This window comes from Microbacterium sp. BG28, from assembly GCF_034044005.1.
Classification (GTDB): domain Bacteria; phylum Actinomycetota; class Actinomycetes; order Actinomycetales; family Microbacteriaceae; genus Microbacterium.
Map to the genome: position 1 here is coordinate 42,459 of NZ_JAXCHA010000001.1, position 19,731 is coordinate 62,189.

20 protein-coding genes and 1 tRNA gene are annotated in these 19,731 nt (G+C 68.7%); 6 read left to right on the forward strand and 15 right to left on the reverse strand.

Annotated features, from left to right (window positions below; genetic code table 11):
• Window positions 1-12 precede the first annotated feature (12 nt).
• From SK224_RS00240 to SK224_RS00285, 10 genes are all read right to left on the reverse strand, one after another.
• Window positions 13-1,890 (reverse strand): hypothetical protein, encoded by a 1,878-nt coding sequence (locus SK224_RS00240; protein WP_320432857.1) that lies wholly within the window; start codon window positions 1,888-1,890, stop codon window positions 13-15.
• A 5-nt stretch (window positions 1,891-1,895) separates the two neighbouring features.
• Window positions 1,896-2,963: a hypothetical protein gene (locus SK224_RS00245; RefSeq protein ID WP_320432858.1), complete on the reverse strand. Its 1,068-nt coding sequence runs from the start codon at window positions 2,961-2,963 to the stop codon at window positions 1,896-1,898.
• A 37-nt stretch (window positions 2,964-3,000) separates the two neighbouring features.
• Complete coding sequence (locus SK224_RS00250; protein ID WP_320432859.1) at window positions 3,001-3,225, reverse strand: hypothetical protein; 225 nt, start codon at window positions 3,223-3,225, stop codon at window positions 3,001-3,003.
• The gene (locus SK224_RS00255; protein ID WP_320432860.1) at window positions 3,222-4,835 is read right to left on the reverse strand and encodes a hypothetical protein; all 1,614 of its coding nucleotides are present in this window, start codon (window positions 4,833-4,835) and stop codon (window positions 3,222-3,224) included. Before SK224_RS00255 ends, SK224_RS00250 begins: the two co-directional genes overlap by 4 nt.
• A gap of 96 nt (window positions 4,836-4,931) precedes the next feature.
• Window positions 4,932-5,225 carry a hypothetical protein gene (locus SK224_RS00260; RefSeq protein ID WP_320432861.1) on the reverse strand — a complete coding sequence of 98 codons (294 nt, stop codon included), beginning with the start codon at window positions 5,223-5,225 and terminating at the stop codon, window positions 4,932-4,934.
• Entirely contained in the window at window positions 5,222-5,377 is a 156-nt protein-coding gene (locus SK224_RS00265; RefSeq protein WP_320432862.1) for a hypothetical protein, read from the reverse strand. Before SK224_RS00265 ends, SK224_RS00260 begins: the two co-directional genes overlap by 4 nt.
• Before the next feature lie 247 nt (window positions 5,378-5,624).
• A complete protein-coding gene (locus SK224_RS00270) occupies window positions 5,625-6,953 on the reverse strand; it encodes a phage/plasmid primase, P4 family (RefSeq protein WP_320432863.1) in 1,329 nt (442 codons plus the stop codon).
• Window positions 6,954-7,048: 95 nt separating this feature from the next.
• On the reverse strand, window positions 7,049-7,321 hold the full coding sequence (locus SK224_RS00275; protein WP_320432864.1) for a hypothetical protein: 273 nt from the start codon (window positions 7,319-7,321) through the stop codon (window positions 7,049-7,051).
• Window positions 7,321-7,686 carry a hypothetical protein gene (locus tag SK224_RS00280; RefSeq protein ID WP_320432865.1) on the reverse strand — a complete coding sequence of 122 codons (366 nt, stop codon included), beginning with the start codon at window positions 7,684-7,686 and terminating at the stop codon, window positions 7,321-7,323. The genes SK224_RS00275 and SK224_RS00280 overlap by 1 nt, the downstream gene beginning before the upstream one ends.
• Window positions 7,683-7,874 (reverse strand): helix-turn-helix domain-containing protein, encoded by a 192-nt coding sequence (locus tag SK224_RS00285; RefSeq protein WP_320432866.1) that lies wholly within the window; start codon window positions 7,872-7,874, stop codon window positions 7,683-7,685. Before SK224_RS00285 ends, SK224_RS00280 begins: the two co-directional genes overlap by 4 nt.
• Window positions 7,875-7,996: 122 nt before the next feature.
• Between SK224_RS00285 and SK224_RS16750 the strand changes: the two genes are divergently transcribed.
• Window positions 7,997-8,299, forward strand: a complete 303-nt coding sequence (locus tag SK224_RS16750) for a helix-turn-helix domain-containing protein (protein WP_413816755.1) — start codon at window positions 7,997-7,999, stop codon at window positions 8,297-8,299.
• Here SK224_RS16750 and SK224_RS00290 read toward each other — a convergent pair.
• A tRNA-Lys gene (locus tag SK224_RS00290) sits at window positions 8,261-8,333 on the reverse strand. The genes SK224_RS16750 and SK224_RS00290 overlap by 39 nt on opposite strands.
• A gap of 89 nt (window positions 8,334-8,422) precedes the next feature.
• On the opposite strand from SK224_RS00290, the gene SK224_RS00295 reads away from it, so the two are divergent.
• The 3 genes from SK224_RS00295 to SK224_RS00305 all read left to right on the forward strand — a co-directional run bounded on the left by SK224_RS00295 (window position 8,423) and on the right by SK224_RS00305 (window position 10,284).
• Window positions 8,423-9,061, forward strand: a complete 639-nt coding sequence (locus tag SK224_RS00295) for a DNA-directed RNA polymerase subunit beta (protein ID WP_320432867.1) — start codon at window positions 8,423-8,425, stop codon at window positions 9,059-9,061.
• Between the two features lie 190 nt (window positions 9,062-9,251).
• Window positions 9,252-9,803: an XRE family transcriptional regulator gene (locus tag SK224_RS00300; protein WP_320432868.1), complete on the forward strand. Its 552-nt coding sequence runs from the start codon at window positions 9,252-9,254 to the stop codon at window positions 9,801-9,803.
• Entirely contained in the window at window positions 9,793-10,284 is a 492-nt protein-coding gene (locus tag SK224_RS00305; protein WP_320432869.1) for a YbaK/EbsC family protein, read from the forward strand. The genes SK224_RS00300 and SK224_RS00305 overlap by 11 nt, the downstream gene beginning before the upstream one ends.
• Before the next feature lie 19 nt (window positions 10,285-10,303).
• Here the strand turns inward: SK224_RS00305 and SK224_RS00310 are convergent, their stop codons facing one another.
• The 3 genes from SK224_RS00310 to SK224_RS00320 all read right to left on the reverse strand — a co-directional run bounded on the left by SK224_RS00310 (window position 10,304) and on the right by SK224_RS00320 (window position 17,500).
• Window positions 10,304-12,412 (reverse strand): heavy metal translocating P-type ATPase, encoded by a 2,109-nt coding sequence (locus SK224_RS00310; RefSeq protein ID WP_413816744.1) that lies wholly within the window; start codon window positions 12,410-12,412, stop codon window positions 10,304-10,306.
• A gap of 133 nt (window positions 12,413-12,545) precedes the next feature.
• Window positions 12,546-16,697 (reverse strand): Ig-like domain-containing protein, encoded by a 4,152-nt coding sequence (locus SK224_RS00315; RefSeq protein WP_320432870.1) that lies wholly within the window; start codon window positions 16,695-16,697, stop codon window positions 12,546-12,548.
• A 128-nt stretch (window positions 16,698-16,825) separates the two neighbouring features.
• Window positions 16,826-17,500, reverse strand: a complete 675-nt coding sequence (locus SK224_RS00320; protein ID WP_320432871.1) for a TetR/AcrR family transcriptional regulator — start codon at window positions 17,498-17,500, stop codon at window positions 16,826-16,828.
• Between the two features lie 83 nt (window positions 17,501-17,583).
• Between SK224_RS00320 and SK224_RS00325 the strand changes: the two genes are divergently transcribed.
• Window positions 17,584-18,468 (forward strand): SDR family oxidoreductase, encoded by an 885-nt coding sequence (locus tag SK224_RS00325; protein WP_320432872.1) that lies wholly within the window; start codon window positions 17,584-17,586, stop codon window positions 18,466-18,468.
• Here SK224_RS00325 and SK224_RS00330 read toward each other — a convergent pair.
• On the reverse strand, window positions 18,440-18,811 hold the full coding sequence (locus SK224_RS00330; RefSeq protein WP_320432873.1) for a hypothetical protein: 372 nt from the start codon (window positions 18,809-18,811) through the stop codon (window positions 18,440-18,442). The two genes, SK224_RS00325 and SK224_RS00330, sit on opposite strands and share 29 nt — an antisense overlap.
• A 135-nt stretch (window positions 18,812-18,946) precedes the next feature.
• Here SK224_RS00330 and SK224_RS00335 point away from each other — a divergent pair, with 135 nt between their 5' ends.
• The gene (locus SK224_RS00335; protein WP_320432874.1) at window positions 18,947-19,606 is read left to right on the forward strand and encodes a DUF1345 domain-containing protein; all 660 of its coding nucleotides are present in this window, start codon (window positions 18,947-18,949) and stop codon (window positions 19,604-19,606) included.
• Window positions 19,607-19,731 lie beyond the last annotated feature (125 nt).

The window sequence follows — 19,731 nt, forward strand, 5'->3', positions numbered from 1 at the left end:
GAGGGGCGGGGGTCAGGCGATGCGTCGCCAGTTGACGGTGCCGTCCGTGACGGTGCCGCCGACAGCGCCGGGCAGGGTCGGGGCCGCGGAGCCCGTGGTGCCGACGAACGCGGCACCCGCGATCTGCGTGGTCGGGAGGATCGCCTGCACCACACCCGCGCCGAGCGACACGATCGAGCCGACGGGCTCGGGGGTTGTCGCGGTCCAGGCATCCTTCGCGCCGACATGCACGACGGCTTCGGGGCGCTTGGAGAACACCTGGAGGTATCCGTGCGTGGCCTTGTCGATGCCACCCTTGGCGAGGTCGACCGCGTCGATGATGAGCGGCCCGCCCGCGAGCTCGTCGAAGTCGATCGCGTTGCCGGTGCCGACGATCACGGACGGCGAGCCGGACGTGCCGGTGTCGCCGTTGACGATCTGGACCGTGCCGTCGACCGTGCCTTCACGGTTGGTCGACATGGCGATGCTGACGAATGCAGGCAGGTTCTGCTCGCCGCCCGCGGCGTACGCGAGCTGCTCGAACGCGCGGTCGTTCGCGATCGCGAACGTGGGGACGTCGGAGCGCTGGTCACCCTTGCGCTTCTTGACGGCGAGGATGCCCTGGATGAGCTGGCCGAGCGCGGGCGGGTAGTTCGTCGGGTACGCGGCGGTGTTCGGGTTGACCGGGTTGCCAGCCGCCGACACCCACGCCTCACGGGCGATCCGGTCGGACCAGAACAGGTGGTCCTCGATGATGAGGCGCAGGAACGCCTCGACGACCTCGACGCCACCGGGCAGGTCAAACAGCGACCGGTCGATGTCGTTGCCGACCGCGAACCGGTAGAGCAGCGAACCGATGGTGTCGGAACCGCCTGGGTAGCCGTTGATCGCGGTCTTGTTACCCGCCCACGATCCGTCCTGCGGGCCGAGCGGCGATGCGGCGGTCCCGCGGAACACGCGGAACCCGCGCTTGCCGGCGGCGCTGATGTCGGTGCCGGTGTTGCCGAGCGGCAGGAACTGACGCACGTACTCGATGCCCTGGTAGAGCTGACCGAGCCAGTTCTCGCGCAGCACGTTCGTTCCGGGCAGCGCACCCGTGCCGCTCATCTTGACGTCGGCGATCGCGGCGAGCACCTGGTGCGCGGCGCCGTCGAGCGGGTTCGTCTTAAGCGCGTGCACGGCGGCGAGCACCTGGTGCGTGAGGTTGACCGCGGCGGTGCGCGCAGCAGGCGCGCCGGATGCGGTGGGGGTAGCGGGGCGCACCTGCGCCTCGACGGTGGCTGTGGTGTCGCCCATGGGTTCTTCCTGTTCTTCCTGCTGGGTGCTTTCCTCCGTGACGGTCGTCACGGTGGTGGTCTCGGTGCCGTTCTCGGTCTCGGTCGTGGTCGTCTCGCTCGTCTCCTTGCGGACCCACGTCACGCCGTCCTCGTCGGTGAACTCGCTCGAGTACCTGCTGCTGCGATCAGCGGCGAGCACCATCGCGGAAGGGAACGCGCCCATCCCGACGAGCGCCGCACCCCACAGGCGCCCCGTGCCGGGGACCGCCTTGCCCGCCTTGATCGCGGTGTGGAATTCCGCCGACAGGCGCTTGCGCTTTCCGGTCGGGCTGATCGCGTCGGCGAGAGCCGCGTCCCCTTCGGGGGTACGGGCGATCGCGAACGTCGCCATGATCCCTGTGGTGGGCTCCTCCCAGACGCGGGTCGCGCGACCGACTGGCTGCGAGCGTTCGTGGTCGGTGTTGATGCCGATGACGGCAGGATCGGCGGGCAGTTCGGGGAAGGTGCCGGCCTCGACCATGAAGCGGCCGGCGTTGGTCTGGCCCAGCTCGTTGTACGGCAGCAGCAGGCCGGTGATGGTGCGGTCCTCGAGGTTGGCGAGGATCTCGCCACCTTCGTATTCGATCAGGTCCATGTGGATCAGTCCTCGCTCGTGGGGTTGGTCGGTGGGGTCGGGGTGGCGACTGCGAACGAGCGATCGCCGCGGATCGAGAGGCCGGGCGGGCTCACGTCGTCGAGGGACATGCGCGCCTCGAACGCGAGCATCCAGCGCTTGGCGAGGCCGAAGTCCCACAGGTCGCTACGGGTGGCGCCGTTCTCGACGCCGTTGTAGTTCATCTCGGTGCCGCTGCCGCCCTGCTTCGATCCCTCGAGCAGCGCGGCCGGTGTGCTCGTGTGGTTCGCGATGTCGAGCCGCACCGCGTTTCGGCCCGTCTCGTACAGGTCGACGGGGGCGGCGCCGGGCATTTCCACCGGCCACTCGGACACCTTCGTGGCGACGGCGCCGTTCTTCGATTGGCGCCCGTCGATCCACTGCTGCCGGTATGACTTGCGTTCGTCGACCGTCCAGGACTCCCAGACGTCGCGGGGGATGCCGAGCACGGTCAGCGGGACGGGATTCGCGAGGCGGTCCATGTAGGCCTCCTCGATCGACCGTGCCTCGCGCAGGGTGTCGGCGCCGTCGTTGAGCAGCCCGTTCTCGCCCGCGCCGGCCTGGAATGACACGACGCGGGCACGGTACGCGGCGGGGATGAACCGCTCGTCGGCGACGGCGACGCCCTCATCGTTGAGCGACCACATGCCGAACGGGATCCGCATGCAGTCCGACATGTCGGCGGTGAACCCGAGGCATCCCCACCCGTTGAAGAACAGGTCCGAACCGAGACCGAACATCCGCTGGTAGGGCGCCTCGCTGGTGTCGCTCGTCGTCAGCCACCGTGGCTGGTGCGCGGTTCGGGCGGCGTTGTCCATCTGGAAGAAAGGGATCTCGGCGAACTGCGTCACGTGCACGCCGTGCGCGCGCTTCACACCCGGTACCCGCAGCGCGATGTCGCGGGTCATGAGCGCCGTGTCTTTCAGCAGCCCGCCCAGCTCATCGTTGATCGCGAACGTGACGAGCTGATCCTGCGGCGAGTAGGGCGACGAGATCGCGATCGGCGCCGACGACGGGCCGTAAGCCTTGGCTATGTTGCGTCCGAAGATCCCCACGTCGACGACCTTCTCGGGGGTCGTCCACAGCCGAAAATCATTCGGGAGGAGTCGGCGTGTCCCGGTGTCGTTTCAGGGCCATGTGAAGGGCTTTCTGCGCCGCGCGTTCGTCGGGGTGGACGCGCGCCTCGTGCGCCGCGGCGACTGCCCACCCCTCGAGCTTTGACCACGCGAACGCTCGCCAGTGCCCGCAGTCCCGGCACCCGACGACGACGCTGATCGTCGTCGCGTCCAGGAACAGCAGCGCGTCTTTCTTGCTCACTCGGTACCCCAATCGGTGACGTCGCTCGGCGAGATAGCGCGAGGCAGATCGTCGAGGAATCGCAGCGCGCCGGCCACGGCCTCGACCGGTGTCGTATCGTGGTCGGGCTTCGTCTTGGGCGCCCCGAAACGCCACGTCCCGAACTGGCCGAACGCCTGCTTCACCACGAGATCGACGGACGCCGTGAGGATCGGCTGGTTGAACTGCACGACGGTGCCCTGCTCGAGTGCCTGCATGAGTTCGACCGCGGCGCGCGGGACGTCGGCGGGGCGAGTGCGGATGATCTTCGGCTTAGGGATCGTCTTCTCGAGCTTGTCGGCGATCGCCGCGGTGTGGCCATGGTTGTCGACGACGAGCGGGATGCGGCGGCGGCGGATGCGTTGCAGCACCTCCCGCTCGAGCCCGCGCGTCCCCTCCTGGTGGTGCCACAGCGCGATCGCGCGACGCGTCGGCGGCTCCTCGCCGTCGAGCGCGAACGCGTCGGTGACGAGATCCGTCGCGCCCGAGTACTCGAACGCGACGCCGAGCGACGCGTATGTGCCGTCGTGGTGGACCTTGAGGAACGCGCAGAACCGCGGCGGCGGCTCGGGCAGGTCATCGTGCACGCCCGCGCGCTCCCACCACGCGGCCGGGACGGCGCGATCGGTCGCGCCCTCGAGCCCGAACTGTAGGCCGTACTCGCGCAGGAACTCCTCGAGCGACTGCTTGTTGAACGAGCGCCGCACAGACTCGAGCGGCGTCGTGTAGCCGACGCCGGGGTGCGTGAGCTCGATCAGCTCGCGCATCCGCCCGCCGGGGTTTTCCTCGGTCGGCTCCCACGTCGACACCTGCTCGGGCGGAGTCGTCTCCGGGATGCCATGCCACGCCACTGCGGCCTCAGGGTCGGTGAGCGTGGAGTGCAGCAGGTTCCCGGTGCGGTACTTCCCGCCCGTCCCGGCGACGATGAACTGCGCGCCGATCTTGGTGTCCATCGTGGGGATCACTGCCGAGTTGATGTCGGCCACCAGCTCGGGGTCGCCCTCCGCCCCTTCGTCGACGAACGCCACATCGAACCCGCCAGATCGGAACCCGGCGCCGTTCGGCGTGTAGACGTTGAGGAACGAGCCGTTGCGGAAGTCGATGTGCTCGGTGCCCTTGCCAACGTTGATCAGGAACGGGCGCGTACGCGGGTCGGGGTAGATCCGAACCACCGGGTTCACGATGTCCTTGCGGAACCGCTCGCCCGCCTTCGCGCCGGTCGTGAGCATCGTCCAGCCCACCTGGTAGTCCTCGCGCAGTCGGCACCGCCCAACGAGCACGCACTGCACGCTCGTCGTCTTGGTCGTGCGGCGCGGTTCCCCGATCCCCACGAACAGCTTGCCGTCCTGCCCCGCGGCCTCGAGCAGGTCCGCGATCACGAGCTGGATCGGCGTCGGACCGTGCCCGCCGTCGCCGGCACGGGTGAGCTTGTCCAGGCGCAGCAGCCGCGCCCCCTCGAGGAACTCGGCCCGCGACTGCTCGGTCGTCGCGAGCCGGTCAAGACGGATGAAAGGCCGATCCCCCAACACCCCCTCGCGCCACTCGAGCCACGTGGCCTCGTCTTGCAGGTCGGTCAGAGTCGGGTCAGTCATGGCCGTGGGCCTCTCGGTTCAGGGGGAGGGGTCGCTGTTGGAGCCGAAGGCGGGGGTACGACAGCGCCACCAAAAGAAGCCGCTCCCCCTCGCGGATCACCAACGCAGCAGCCGATCGGAACGGCGCGCGCCGCGGCCCGCGTTCGTGATCGCGGCGCCGAGCCGGCCACCGTGTCGGCGGTTGCAGCCGATGTGCTCGGCGCGCAGGTTGTCGATGCCGTGCCCGCCGTGCTCGTCGACGTGGCCGACGTCGTAGCGCTCGCCCGGTTCGATCGGGCGAGGACAGCGACCACACGCGACGTCCTCGCCGCGGCGGTGCGCGATCGCTACCTGCTGCCGGACGAGGCGCGCGTTCTTCCGGTACTCGGGATCGGAGTGCTTCGTGCTCATGACTCCGCGCCCTGTTCGACTGTGAGGAGGAAGGCGCAGCCGGCAGGCGTCACACTCCTCACCCGGTCGAGCAGCGTCGGCAGGAACCAGACACGCGCGCGGCCCTCGATCACGATCCGGAAGGGCACAGGGTCCAGGTGGTCCAGGCTCATCGCTATCTCTTCTCTCTTCTCTCTCTTGTGCGTAAAGGTTGAGAGAGTGGGTGGACCTCCTGGACCTTCCCTTCTCTCGACTGGGATCGAGGCTGGACCACAGGGTGGACCTTGCCTGGACCCGCGCCTGGACCACCCCGCCAGGGACCGCCCCGGAGGGTCGTTCTTCCGGGGGTGCGGGGGTGCGGGCTGGGCGATCGCCGCCGGCGCCGTGGCCACCTGGCCCGCTGCCTGGACCACCTGGACCTCACGCATCGCTGAGCCCGAGCTGCACGTCGATGCCGACGTAGCACCAGGTGCGGGAGGCGCCCTGACGGGTGCGGGTGCGGGTGACGCCGATCTGCTTGAGGCGCTGCCCGAACGGGCCGGATGCGAGCGCGCTGTAGCCGTTGCGGCGGCACCAGTTGGCGTACTTGTGGTAGACGTCCGCGCACGCGGCCATGGCCTGCGGGTCGTCGCGGAATACGCCCTCGTCGTCGTCGAGCCACAGCATGAACGGGTCGGCGGCGTCGTGCAGGCGGTTCGTGGCCTCGACGGCCTCACCGGGCGGCGCGAACTTGCCGCGCGTCATGAGCCGGCGTAGGCCGTCCATCGCGAGGTTGAAGATCCCCGGGATGTCATCGAACAGCAAGCGCTCATCGAACCCACCGAGAGTGTCGACGCGACGGGTGAATTCGATGACCTCCCAGCGGCGCCGCCAGCCGATCGAGTTGTCGGAGGTGCGGAAGTACTCGTTGCTCGCGAAGATCGGGACCGCGTAGGGCACGAACTCGAATGAGTGGCCGAACTTGCGGGATGCGGCGATCGAGTCGCCACCCGTGATCTCCTTGAGGATCTGCGGGTCGGACAGGAACTTGCTTGAGAGATCTCCCGAGATGTTCGCGACCTTGCCGTAGAGGCCCGACGTCGCGAATCGGTCGTCGACGAGCTGGTGCATGCTCATGCTCGAGTAGTTCTCGCGGCCGAGCATGGTGCGGATGAGGCGTAGCAGCGTGCCCTTGCCGTTACCGCCTTCACCGAACAGCAGGAAGATCTTCTGTAGCGGGTTGCCGGTCATGAGCAGGTAGCCGAGCAGCTCCCACACGTGCCGGTGCATGTCCTCGTCGTCGCCGAGCACCTGGTGCAGCCACTCGTTGAAGGCGTGCGGGATCGCGATCGGGTCGTAGACGATCGGGAGCTTGGTGGTGGCGCCGAGTGCGGCCGAGTGATTGTCGAGCTGGTCGACGGCCCACCAGTAGATGCCGTTCTCGAGCACGATGTAGTCGAGGTAGCCGTGCGGGAGATCCGGCAGCCCGACCACGGGCATGTCGACGTTGAGCATGTGGGCCGTGACCTGGCCGTTGACGCTCGAGGACCAGCGCTTGCCGAGCGCGAACGCGGTGCGCCTGGTGATCACGTCGCTGTCGCGGACGAAGATCCCGTCGCGGTACTCGTACATCTCGCCGTCAGCGCCGCGGCCGAGCTGGGTGGGCTCGTGCGCAACGTAGTCGGCGAGCAGTGTCGCGTCGAGGCGCGGAGGATCGCCGCCGTCGAGGAACTGCGAGAGCTTCGGCGGCTTCGGCTTGCCCTTAGCCACGTCGGCGATCGCGGAGGATCAGATACCCCCAGTAGGCGAAGAGCGCCAGCGCGAACGGGATGCCGATCGCGGGGTCGATGTAGTCGGGGTTCAAGTCAGGACGCATGTCCGTGCCTCTCGATGAACGCGGCCTCGGCCGCGGATGTCGGGCCGGTGAGCGTGCGCTTGAGTAGCTCGGCATAGCCGGCGGCGTCGGGCTCGTCTGAGCACAGCAGCGCGATCGCGCCGAGGTGGGCGCGCACGTCGTCCAGCAGCAGGTTCGCCGCCGCGACGTCGCCTTGTCGGAGCTGCTCGGGTACGCGGTTGAGCGTGTCGAGCGCGCCGGTCAGCTCGCGGTAGACGGCCGCGCGGATCTCGGGATCAGTCATCATGCCCCCAGGTGGGTGTCGAGGACCGCGCGGAACGCGGCCCGATCGGTCAGTCGGAGCCACGCCAGCCGGCGATACTCCATCGGGTCGGTCCGCTCGAGGCGGTCGAGTACTCGACGCTCGACGTCGCTGCGCGCTTGAGCGCGCGCGTCGTCCATCTGCGCGAGGATGCCGGCGATCTGCGCCTGGTGCTCAGCGCGTGCCTGCTCGGGGTTGTTCGCGACGTAGAACCACCAGTCGGCATCCGCTTGCGCCCGTGCGAGCTTCGGCGACAGGAAGTCCCACGCGGCCGAGAACCCGATCGACGACGCCTCGCGGAACCTCTCGAGGCCGATCGGCGTCGCGAGCGCCCACGGCGGCATCACTGCGCCGGCTCCCAGGGCTCACCCGCGAGCAGAGCTTCTATCTGCGAGGCGGCGAATCGGCGCTGATTGCCAGGGGTTCGGATTGCGCGGAGCTTGCCGGCGCTCTCCCAGTTGCGCACAGTGGGGACGGTGACACCGAACGCGGCAGCGACTTCGCCGATCGCGAGGTAAGTATCCGTACTCTCCATGAGGCTTGACGGTACGCATAGGTATCTAAACCTGTCAACTCAGCGTGCAGGTATTAATAGCCGTTGACAGGTATTGATGCGTGCAGATAGTGTCTGGTGCCATGTCGACCAACGTCATCCACATGGCTCGCCGCATCCCGCAGTGGACCTTTGGCGAGCGCCTCCGCAAGGTCCGTCGTGAGCTTGGCCTCACGCAGGGCGACATGGCTGCGCAGCTCGGCGTCGGCTCGCCGGCGTACGCCGCGTGGGAGAGCGGCCGGAACCAGCCGGCGGATCTGCCGGCCGTCGCCGTCAAGCTCGAGCACATGTCCGGCGTCCCGCGGACATGGTTTCTCGGGTGGGCAGACGAAAGCCCCCGTCCGGATGGTCCCGGCGGGGGCATGGAGTGGGCCCCGAGGGGCTCGAACCCTCGACCCGCGGATTAAAAGTCCGATGCTCTACCGACTGAGCTAGAGGCCCGTGACCTCCAGCCTACTGTTTCGAACGGCCTCTGTTCGCCGCATCCGCTGCCCGCCGGTCGCGCACGGAGCGCGGGTACCCTTGTGGGGATGACTGACGAGCAGCGGCCTTTCCACAAGCCCATTCGGCGTCCTGCCGAACTGTTCGACCGCCTGTTCTCGGGCGACGATCCCGCCGAAGTGTCGCGCATCGCGCACTCGACGGCCGCCGCTCTCCTTGCGCGCGTTCGCGCGGATCCGGATGCGGAGGTCGTCGATCGGCTGGTGTCCTTCGCGACCGAGCACGGTATCGACGACGTCGCCGAGTTGTGGTCGCGTGCGCCTGCGCGCTCGCTGCCTGGTGCGCTCTGGCGCCTCTACCTGCTGCAGGCGATGATCCACGACGACCCGCGCACCGCGGCGCTCCTGTACGAGCGGGGCCGTACGGCGCTCGCCTCGATCGACGACCTGGTCGCGGGCGCGCCGGCACCGGCCGGGCCCGAAGAGCTGGTGGCGCTGATCGACATGATCCTGCGCGGACTCTTCGAGGGCGACTTCGCCGTCGCACTCGAGCGCGCCGCGGCGTTCTGCCGCGTGACGGCCGCAGGTGCGGTGCAGCTCGCCGACGATCACGAGACGAGCGAGCCGGAGCGGGCCTCCTCCTTCACCACGCGGGCCCTTCGTCTGACCACCTATGCGGAGGACCTCACCGCATCCGCCTCGCTCTGGCGCCGCGACAATCTCACCTGAGCCGGTCGTTCACCGCGAGACTGCATTTCGAGCATGAGATCACGGGTAAACACCGTGATCTCGTGCCGGAAGTGCAGTCTCGTTGCCGGGCCTGGCCGCGAGCACCCCACCCCGCGGTCAGGCCCGAGCCTCGGGCTTGCGCGCGCAGCCCCACATCCGTATCGTTCTGTTTTCAGAACGGTGGTGATAGATGGACGACTCGGTGGGCACGCGCCTGCGACGGCTCCGCGAGGGATGCGGAATGTCGCTCTCCGAGCTCGCTCGCGCGAGCGGGGTCGGCAAGGGCACGATCTCCGAGCTGGAGAATGATCGCCGAGGGGCACGCCTGGACACCCTGTTCGCCCTGACGACCGCACTCGGCGCCCCCCTGGGCGCCCTCGTCTCCGGCAGCGGGGTCGCCACTCAGCCCGTGACCGGCGCCTCCGTGTCCGCGACACTGCTCGACAGGTGGACGGTGGGCGCGACACTGGTCGAGACGTACCGGGCGACTCTCACGACCGATCGCCAGGAGTCCCCCGCGCACGCCCGTGGGATCGAGGAGACAGTCACCGTCATCCGGGGGCGCATTCGCGTCGGGCCGACAGGCAGCGAGCAGGAGCTGGGCGCCGGCGAGAGCCTCCGCTACTCGGGCGATGTGCCGCATCGGTTCGAAGCGCTCGACGACACCTCCGACGTGATCCTGCTCATGCACTATCCACCACGCACCGGCTCCGAGGAAGGACCTCTCGCCCATGACCGATGACCAGCAGCACCTGCCCGAACGGAGCCGGATCGTCCAGCAGCACTTGACGGATGCGGGGATCGCCTCGCAGGTGCGCGAGCTCCCCGACTCGACCCGCACCGCCGCCGACGCCGCCGCAGCACTCGGATGCGAGGCCGGGGCGATCGCGAGCAGCCTTCTGTTCCTGGCCGACGACGAACCGGTACTGGTGATGACCAGCGGTCGCCATCGCGTCGACACCGACATCCTGGCGGCTCAGCTGGGGGCCGCGACGATCGTCATGGCCTCGGCGAAGCAGGTGCGCGCGATCACCGGGCAAGCCATCGGCGGCGTGGCACCGGTGGGGCACCCCTCACCGATTCGGACCGTGATCGACACCGCCCTGTCCGACTACGCCACGATCTGGGCCGCGGGCGGCACACCGCACACCGTCATGCCGCTGACGTTCGAGCACCTCGCAGCGCTCACCGGCGGCTCGCCCGTGCGGGTCGCGGCGGACTGATCGGCGAGCACCCCCGGGGCTACACCCGACGGGCCTCGCCGAGTATCTCACGCACGCTCGTCTCCGGCCGCAGGTCCAGACGACGAAGGAGCTGCGCGTTGACCGCCACCACCACGGTCGACGCCGACATCAGGATTGCTCCGACCGACATCGGAAGCACGAATCCCAGGGGCGCCAGCACCCCGGCCGCCAACGGCACCGACAGCAGGTTGTACCCCGCCGCCCACCAGAGGTTCTGCGTCATCTTCCGGTAGGACGCACGAGAGAGCTGGATGACGGACAGTACCGAACGCGGGTCCGAACCGGCCAGGATCACGCCCGCCGAGGCGATCGCCACGTCGGTCCCGGCACCGATGGCGATGCCGACGTCGGCCTGCGCGAGAGCCGGCGCATCGTTGACGCCATCGCCGACCATCGCGACGACCCGCCCCTCGGACTGGAGCTCTCTTACCCTGTCACCCTTGTCCTCAGGGCGGACGCCCGCGAAGACGCGATCGATGCCGAGCTCCCGGGCCACGGAGCTCGCCACGGCCTCCGCGTCGCCCGTGATCATCACGACCTCGCGCCGCAGCGCGTGCAGCGCGTCGACCGCCTGACGAGATTCCTCACGCACGGCGTCAGCGAGGCGCAACGCGCCGATCACCTCCCCGTCGGCGAGCACGTGAAGGATGATGGCCCCCTCGTCTCGCCAGACATCGGCGACAGGCAGCTCCCGCGCGTTCTCTTCCGCCAGCAGATTCGGTCCGCCGACCCTGATCGTCCTCCCGCCGACCGTCGCCGAGACGCCGACGGCCGGAGAGGAGCTGACATCCGAAGCGCTCGGGATGCGTGCGCCACGTTCGCGGGCTGAAGCCACGATGGCACGGGCGATCGGATGCTCGGATTCGGACTCCGCAGCAGCCGCGAGGGCGAGCACGTCGTCCGGCGCCAGCTGACCGGCGGGCTCGATGCCGGTGACAGTGGGCTCACCCTTCGTCAGCGTGCCGGTCTTGTCGAACAGGACGGTGTCGACGTTGCGCATCCGCTCGAGCGCCAGTCGGTCCTTGATCAGGACACCACCGCGGGCCGCACGCTCCGTGGCGATCGAGACGACGAGCGGGATGGCGAGTCCGAGCGCATGCGGGCAGGCGATGACGAGAACGGTGATCGTACGCACCACCGCCTCATCGGGCAGCCCGACCAGGCTCCAGACGAGAGCCGTCACGACCGCAGCGCCGAGCGCGAACCAGAACAACCAGGCCGCGGCCCGATCCGCGATCCGCTGAGCCCGCGACGATGAGTTCTGCGCTTGGGTGACGAGACGCTGGATGCCGGCGAGAGCCGTGCCGTCACCGACCGCCGTGATCTCGACCCGGATCGACGAGTCGGTCGCGATGGTTCCGGCCACCACCGCCGCGCCTTCGGCGCGGGGCACCGCGCGAGACTCCCCCGTGATCATCGACTCGTCCATGCTGGCCGAACCGGCCACGACGCGGCCGTCGGCCGGGACGCGTCCGCCGGGGCGCACCACGACGACGTCGCCGACCACGAGGTCGGAGGGGGTGACCGTTCGCGTGCCGTCACCGTGGACGATCTCGGCCTCGTCCGGAAGCAAAGCCGCCAGGGAGTCGAGCGCCGATGTCGTCTGCGCGAGGGAACGCATCTCGATCCAGTGGCCGAGCAGCATGATGACGATCAGGAGCGCCAGCTCCCACCAGAAATCGAGTTCGTGGTCGAGGAGCCCGAGGCTCGCGCCGAGTGATGCGACGAACGCGACGGTGATGGCGAGTGCGATCAGCAGCATCATCCCTGGTCGGAGCGCTCGTACCTCCGACACCGCGCCGGTAAGGAACGGCCATCCTCCCCAGAAGTACATGACCGCACCCAGCAGTGGCGAGACCCATCCGACCCAGGAGCCACCGGGAAGCGCGTAGCCCAGCAGCATCGAGAACATGCTCGAGAAAGCGACCACCGGCACCGCGATCGCGAGCATGATCCAGAAGAGCCGACGGAACTGAGCGACGTGATCGCCGTGACCTGCGTGCGCACCATGTGCGTGGCCGCCGTGCGTCATACCGGCGTGCTGATCCGGTATGTCGGTTCCGTGATCCGCTGCCTCGGCGTGATGCGCCATGTGCTCGTGTGACATCTTGCCCTCCCTCCGCGGACGGCGCCGCGGGTTCAGAGTACCCCCTAGGGGTATTGCTGGAGGCAACTGACGAAAGAAGGCGGGGCGAGGGCCGCTGCCCTCGCCCCGCCCCGCCCCGCCCCGCTTCAGATCGTCAGCTCATGCGAATCCGGCGACGCACGACCAGCAGCATCATCGCGATACCGACGATCAGCAGCAGCGCACCCAGCACGATGCCGGCGGTCCACAACGCGCCGCCGGTGGCTGCGAGCGGCGAGGCGACCGTCACCTCGAGTGCCACCGATGCGATCTCGGAGGAGGCCGCGAAGGCTCGCAGTGTATGCGCTCCCGCCGCCGCATCCGCAGGGATGGTGACCGTCGTTTGGAAGGATCCGTCAGCCCCGGCGGTCGTGTTGCCCAGAACCACGGGCACCGAGTGCAGCTCCAGTCGCAGCTGAGCGCCCGGAGCGAAGCCGGCGCCGCTCACCGTCACCGGGTCACCCGCCTTGACGGTCTGTGCCGACAGAGACAGCACCGCTGTGGCAGCCGGAGGCTCCTCGCCGCCGGGCTCCTCCCCGCCGGGCTCTTCCCCGCCACCGGGGGCGTCGCCCGCGACGGTGACCTCGAGCGCATCCGTCGTCGTCTTCACGCCTCCCGCATCCGTCACCACGGCCGTGAAGGCGACCTTGGTGCCCTTGTCGACCTCGGCGGCCTGCCAAGAGAAGGCGTAGGGCGAGACACCCGTCCGGCCGACCGACTGTCCGTTGGCGAACAGCTCGACGGACATGACCGCGAAGTCGTCCTTCGCCCGCACGAGCGGAGTGACGGTGTCGCCGACCTCGATCGTGAGGCCTGCACCCGGGTCAACGATCGCCGCCACCGGCGCCGCGTTGTCCACGGCGCCCACGGTGGTGGGTACGCCGGCCGGCTCGACCGCCTTCGGGTCGAGGACCGTCACAGTCGACCCGTCGGCCGAGAGACCGTCGACGAGGCTGCCGCGCACCGTGACGGGCGCTTCGGTACGCGGAGCCGTCCCCGACGCGTCGCGGTTCGCCACGCCCACACCGTTGCCGGTCACGACCGATCCGCGCACCTCGACGGCGCCCGAGTCACGCAGTTCGACCCCGACAGCCGACGTGGGCGCCGCGTCGAAACGGTGTCCGGTGACGCGACTCGACGCGACGAACCCGTCGAATCCGCTCGTGTAGCGCACGCCTACCTGGGGCTGACCCGCGTTCGAGGCGCCCTCGATGACGGTGCCGGTCACATACCCGTGCTGGCGGATACCCGCCCGCAGCAGATTCGCCGCGTCGCCATCGGCCCCGCGCGCACCGTCGAACAGGATGCCGCCCGACTGGAAGCCACTCACACGGCTGTCCGCAATCGTGAGTTCGGTCTCCACCGTCCCGGCGCCGGCTCCCTGCAGGAAGTTGGTCTTCACGACGCCCCAGCCGTGCGGGTGCGCAGCGCGCTCTTCGGGGGTCGTGGCCGTCTTCAGCGGCCCGATCACGCTGTCGCTGATCCGACCGGCCGTGTTGACGAAGGCGACGCCCGCCTCGGCCCACACCGAACCCGAGGTGATCGTGACGCCGGAGATGTCGACGAACAGCTCGTTGGTGTCCGTCGAGCCCAACGACTGCCGCGACACTGTGATGACGTTGCCGCCCGTGTCGCGCAGATACGGCGTCGAGCCCTCCAGCGTTGCGAGCGATTGAACAGGCATGATCGTCACTTTGTCGGCACCTGCACCCTTGATCTTGAGCGACTTGGCGATCGTCAGACCGTTGATAGCCCCGGGTGCGAGCGCAGAGACGGGATTACGCCCGGCGATGGTAGGCGTCGAGCGCTCCTGGTACGTCCCCTCGCACACCACGATCGTGTCCCAGGGCGATGCGAAGTCGACCGCATCCTGGATCTTCGTGAAGTTGGCGTTCGGGCACTGCACCTTGTCGTCGTCGACGACCCACGTCACGTTCGACGCGGGATCGGCCACGGTATCGGGCAGCGCGAGGGCGCCTGCGGTGATGTCCGTCATCTCGAGGAAGGCCTTCGGGCTCGGCCCCGAGGCGGGCTCACCGAATCCGGCACCCGTGTTCTTCGCCGTGCCGTCCGAGAGGATCATCGGCGCGGCCGTGGCCGCCTCCTGGAACCGCACGTCGGCCAGCTGGATCGATCCCGATTCCGGCGTACCGTCGACTCCGAATCGCAGTTCGAGCTTCGCGAGTGAGGACACATCCACACCCTGCGCGGTGAACTCCGTGAGCGGCACGCGGATCTGCTCCAGCACGATGTGGGTCGACGGTGTCATCGTGCCCGTCGCCATGTGGAGTGCGTTGCCCCAGCGCGGGTCGCCGGCGTGCACCGACGCCGCCTTGCCCGCGGTGTCGGTCAGCACGATGTCGAAGTCCTGGCTGGATGCGGAGGGGTTCCACATCACATCCGCCGCCGGCGCTCCGGGCTCTCGTGACGCGTAGCCGGGGTTGCGCGGATCGAAGAAGTTGACGTCCGCCGACAGCGCGAGGGACTTCATGCCGCTGACGTCCTTCGAGGCCGCCGGGATCTGGGCGGTCAGCGTCGCCGACGAGCCCTTCTCCCACGCGAGCGAGAGCTGACGGCCGTAGGACTGGTTGATCGGCGAGTTCTCACGAGTGCCGTTCTGTCCGCCGACCTCCGCCTTCCCGGGCAGCGGGCAGGCCTTGGCGCCGGTCGGCTGACCTGCGATGCCGAGCACGCTCGTCGAGAACTGGTTCGGCTCAGGGTTGCACCAGTCGTAGCCCAGCGTCGGCTGAGGACGCGGGCTCACGCCGTCGTTGTCGAGGTACGGGTTCGCAAATCCCGTCCCGCTGAGCGAGCCGCCCAGCGCGTTGAGCGTGAGCGGGTTCTCGACCTCGGGCCGGATGATGTCGATGCGCTCGTTGGACGGAGCGAAGTACGTCGTCGACACACGATCGGCGCAGGAGATCGCCGTGTCGCCCGCGGTGATGCTCGGACACGCGGATGCGGGCACCTGGTTGTGCGTGGTCGTGTTCGACAGCTCGCCGGTCATGTACGGCTCGAAAGCGCCCTCACCACCGACGTAGCGACGGAAGAAGGCGGCCATCGTCGCGAGCCCCAGCTTCTCTTGGGCTCCCATGCGCGCCGGGTCGCCGGAGATCTTCGTGTTCACGAGGGGGTTGTAGGTGTCGGAGTTGTCGACCCGGTACGACCACGGGTCGTAGCTGGCGGCACCGCTGAGACGGTGGTTGGTGGGCGCGACTTTGCTGGTGCTGGAGGGTCGCGTGTCACCGCATCCGGCGTCGCCGCTGGTGTTGCCGTCCTGGCCGTCGGCGAACCACACGGAGTTGTACCAGTTGTGGTTGGCGCCCAGGTGCGAGACCTGGATCGATGGGAAGGGGTTCTCGCCGTTGATGTACTGGCTGCGCTCGAAGAATCGGGCGCCCTGGAGGTTGGAGACGTCACCGTCGCACCAGGGAAGAACGGACATGAAGGGCACGCCGTAGGGCGCCTTGCGCTCGTAGTCCACGGGCGCGAGCGCAATGACGCCGCGCAACGGGTACCGCGGCCCATCGGTGCGGATGCGGTTGTAGTCGATGAAGCTCGTGACGGCGTCGCCGCCGCGGGAGTGACCCATGAGCCCGATGCGGGTCATGTCGAGCTTGCCGACGAGGGTCGTACCGAGCGTGGTGTGCTCGTCGGCGGGCAGGCCCCCCGGCTGGTTGGCCGCGGTGAGCGCGTCGAGCGTCGCGGCGATGAGGAGCCGACGCTGGTGCATGCCTTTGCCGCTCGTGTTGTCCTGGCGCATCATGAGCTGGTCCTGAGACACCGAGAAGACCGTGTACCCCCAGGTCGCCAGGTTCTCACCGAGGTACGCGTATCCCGCCTCGTTGCGCTTGAACTGGTTGCACGAGAGCGTCGCGTTCGAGCCGGCGATGTCGCATGAACCGTGGTTGCCGTGCACCAGGACGAGAACGGGCGAGGGCTCCCGGCGGTCGCTCGGGTAGTACAACGCTCCCCGGATCTCCATCTCCTCGGCCGCCTGCGCAGAGCCGGCCGTCGGCGCGTTGCCCTGGGAGTTGGGCTCCTGCAGCGCGACGGTACCCAGCTTCGTCTCCTGGATCGTCGCGGGGGCGAACGGCCCGCGCGCGGTGGGGTCCGGCAGCGTGTCCGGATCGAGCATGTCCCCCGCAGCGGCCGGAACGACCGCCGGAGCGGAGGCAGCGACCGCGGGCGCGGCGGGGAGAAGCAAAGCGGCGATGATGGGGATCGTGGCGAGCGCGCGCCAGCGCGCGGAGCCGAGTGCCTTCACGGCGTCCTCTTCCTGCGTTCGGGTGACGGACGGATACGTCCACCCCGGAACTTAGAGAGGCGGTGTTTCTCGGATGCGCTCCTGTGTTTCCGCTGTGTAAAGGCTCAGCGCAGGCTGAGTATTTACACTCAATCGGAATGCTCGATCCCGTTCACGATGAGGTCGATCGCGAAGGCGCGGCGAGCGTCCTCCCCCGGACCGGTCAGCAGCGCGGCGGACCGCGTGACCCGGGGGAACCGGTCGGGGTCGGCCTCCTGGTACGCCGCCCGCACCCGCCCCCGCTGCACAGCCCCGCGAGGATCCTCGTGACGCACAGCACGCTCGATCGCGGTGGATGCCGCGAACTGGGCGATGAGGTCGACTGCCAACGCGGCGCGATCGTCCGGCACGCCCCCCGCCTCCATGAGAGTCAGCTCGTGCTCTGCGAGCCGCAGCGCACCCGGCAGCGTCGGAATGGTCCCGAGCGCGACGGCTCCGAGTCCCGGGTAGTGGCCGAGAGCGTCGATGGTGTTGCCGATCGTGGCGGCGAGCGCCTTCTTCCACCCGTCGCCCGCGATCTCGACAAGCTCCACCTCGCCGTAGGCCGCATCGAGAAGGTGTTCCAGCAGCACGTCACGGTTGGCGAAGTACGCGTACAGGGATGCGGGCCCCGTCTCGACGCGATCCGCGACCTGCCGAAGGGTCAGCGCGTCGACCCCGTGATCGCGCACCAATTCCTTCGCCGCATCCAGAATCGCCTGCCGAGAAAGGGGAGCCTTGGCGGATCTGCCGCGGCGGGTTCGCCCATCGCCTGTCGAAGCCATACGCCGAGAGTATCAGTTGACACGAACATCGTTCGTAACGAATACTGTTCGCGAACAATGTTCGTGATCGAGAGGGGTACGTGATGTCGGTTCTGGTGGTGGGTGCGAGCGGCGCCGTGGGCGGCGCGGTGGTCGAAGGCCTCCTCGAGCGCGGAGCGGAGGTTCGTGCCACCAGTCGTTCGCCCGAGAGGCTGGCTCTGCCCGCCTCTGTGCCGACCTTCGCCGCGGACCTCGACGATCCCGCATCCTTCGCCGACGCTCTCGTGAACGTCGATCGGGTGTTCCTCTACGCAGACCTCGCTGCGCCGAAGCCGCTGCTGGACACGCTTGCCGCCTGCCGCGTGCAGCATGTGGTGCTGCTGTCATCCAGCGCCGTCACCCTGCCGGGGGCTGCGGAGGACTTCAACGGCGGCCGCTTCCTTCGCGTCGAACGAGCAGTGGAAGAGTCGGGACTCGCCTACACGTTGCTCCGGCCGGGCGGCTTCGCCAGCAATGCGGCGCGGTGGAGCTGGAGCATCAAGAGCGACGGAGCCGTCCCGCTCCCCTATCCGGATGCGGTGCAGGCCCCCATCCACGAACAGGACATCGCGGATGTCGCCGTGATCGCCTTGACCTCCGACACTCTGATCGGGCGGGCGCCGTCGCTCAGCGGCCCGGAACGCCTCACGCTGCGCGAGCAGATCGAGATCATCGGCGACGTCATCGGACGGCCGCTCTCGGTGACCGAGCAGACGGAAGCGGAGTCGGCGGCGATGCTCTCGCGTCATGTTCCCGAGGTCTGGGTGCACCAGATCATCAAGGACTGGCACGAGGCGGTCGGGGCCACCCCTCCCCTGTCGGATGAGTACACCCGCATCACCGGCAAGCCGTCTCGCACGTTCCGTCGATGGGTCGAAGACCACAAGGGCCTCTTCCAAGGGGAGAACAGCGCCGGCCGCGTCAGCGGCGGCGGGTCCACCCCAGATTGAGGGACGCCATGATCAGACCGAGCCCCACGAACGCGAGCAGCGCACCGCCGACGAGAATGAGCACCGAGGGGATCATGACGTCGAGGTACTCGGGCCCGAATCGGATCAGCCAGGGAAGGAGTGCCGTCTGAGCCAAGAGGTAGGCCACCCCGTGTCCGGCGATGACGAACCCGCCTGCGATGCTGGCAACGCCAGCGACGATGAGGAGAACCCGCGCCAACAGGCGGGAGCGCCCGTCGGTCGTTGCCTGCTCCAACGGCTCGGAGACACCCCCGGCGTCGCCGTCCTGAATTCCCAACCCAGCCAGCACCTCGTGTGTCGCGAGAGCGTTCTCGTCTCCCACCTCACCACCCCCAGGTCCGGTTGATGCACCGCATCGAGATCAGTGTGGCGCGACCCGCGCGTCACGGCAATCCTCAGGGCTACCCACCCCGCGCACGCCGTACGATCCGGGTATGCAAGAGCGAACGGCCCGCGCGTGAGCACCCCGGCCAGGGACTTCTCCTCGCGCCGCCACCGCGCCGGGTGGCGGGTCACGGTCCTGTTCGGCGTGTTCTTCGTCGTCACCGTCGCCGTGGGACTGACATCTTCGTGGATCTATGCCCCCGCCATCGGCTGGATCACGGGGGCCGGCACCTTCTCACTGTGGGTGTGGCTCGGCATCCTGCGTCTGGATGCCGCCCAGACCGAGCAGCACGCCACCCGCGAGGACCCGACCCGGACGACCGCGCAGACCCTGCTCGTGCTCGCCAGCCTCGCGAGCTTCGGCGCCATCGCGCTCGTGCTCGTCGAGGCGGGCACCGTGAGTTCGAACTCCGCCCGGCTGGAGTTGGCCGGCATCGCGGTCGTCACGGTGGCCGCGTCATGGTTCCTGATCCACGTACTCTTCAGCCTCCGCTACGCCGCGCTGTACTACGCGCAGCACGGCGGCATCGACTTCAATCAGCCCGATCCCCCCGACTACCGCGACTTCGCCTACCTCGCGTTCACGCTCGGTATGACGTACCAGGTGTCGGACACCACCATCACCAGCAGCACCATCCGACGCGAGGCTCTTCGCCATGCGCTCCTATCGTTCCTGCTCGGCGTCGTGGTCGTCGCCGCGACGATCAACCTCGTCTCGAGCCTCGCCCGCTGACCGAGCGGATGCGGTCATCCACAGCGGTTCTGGACCCCGAATCCACGGTGTTATCGTCTGATCAGGACGCAGATCGCGCCCGGGCGCACCGGCACGAGGCATCCGATTCCCCCTCGGCCCCGACC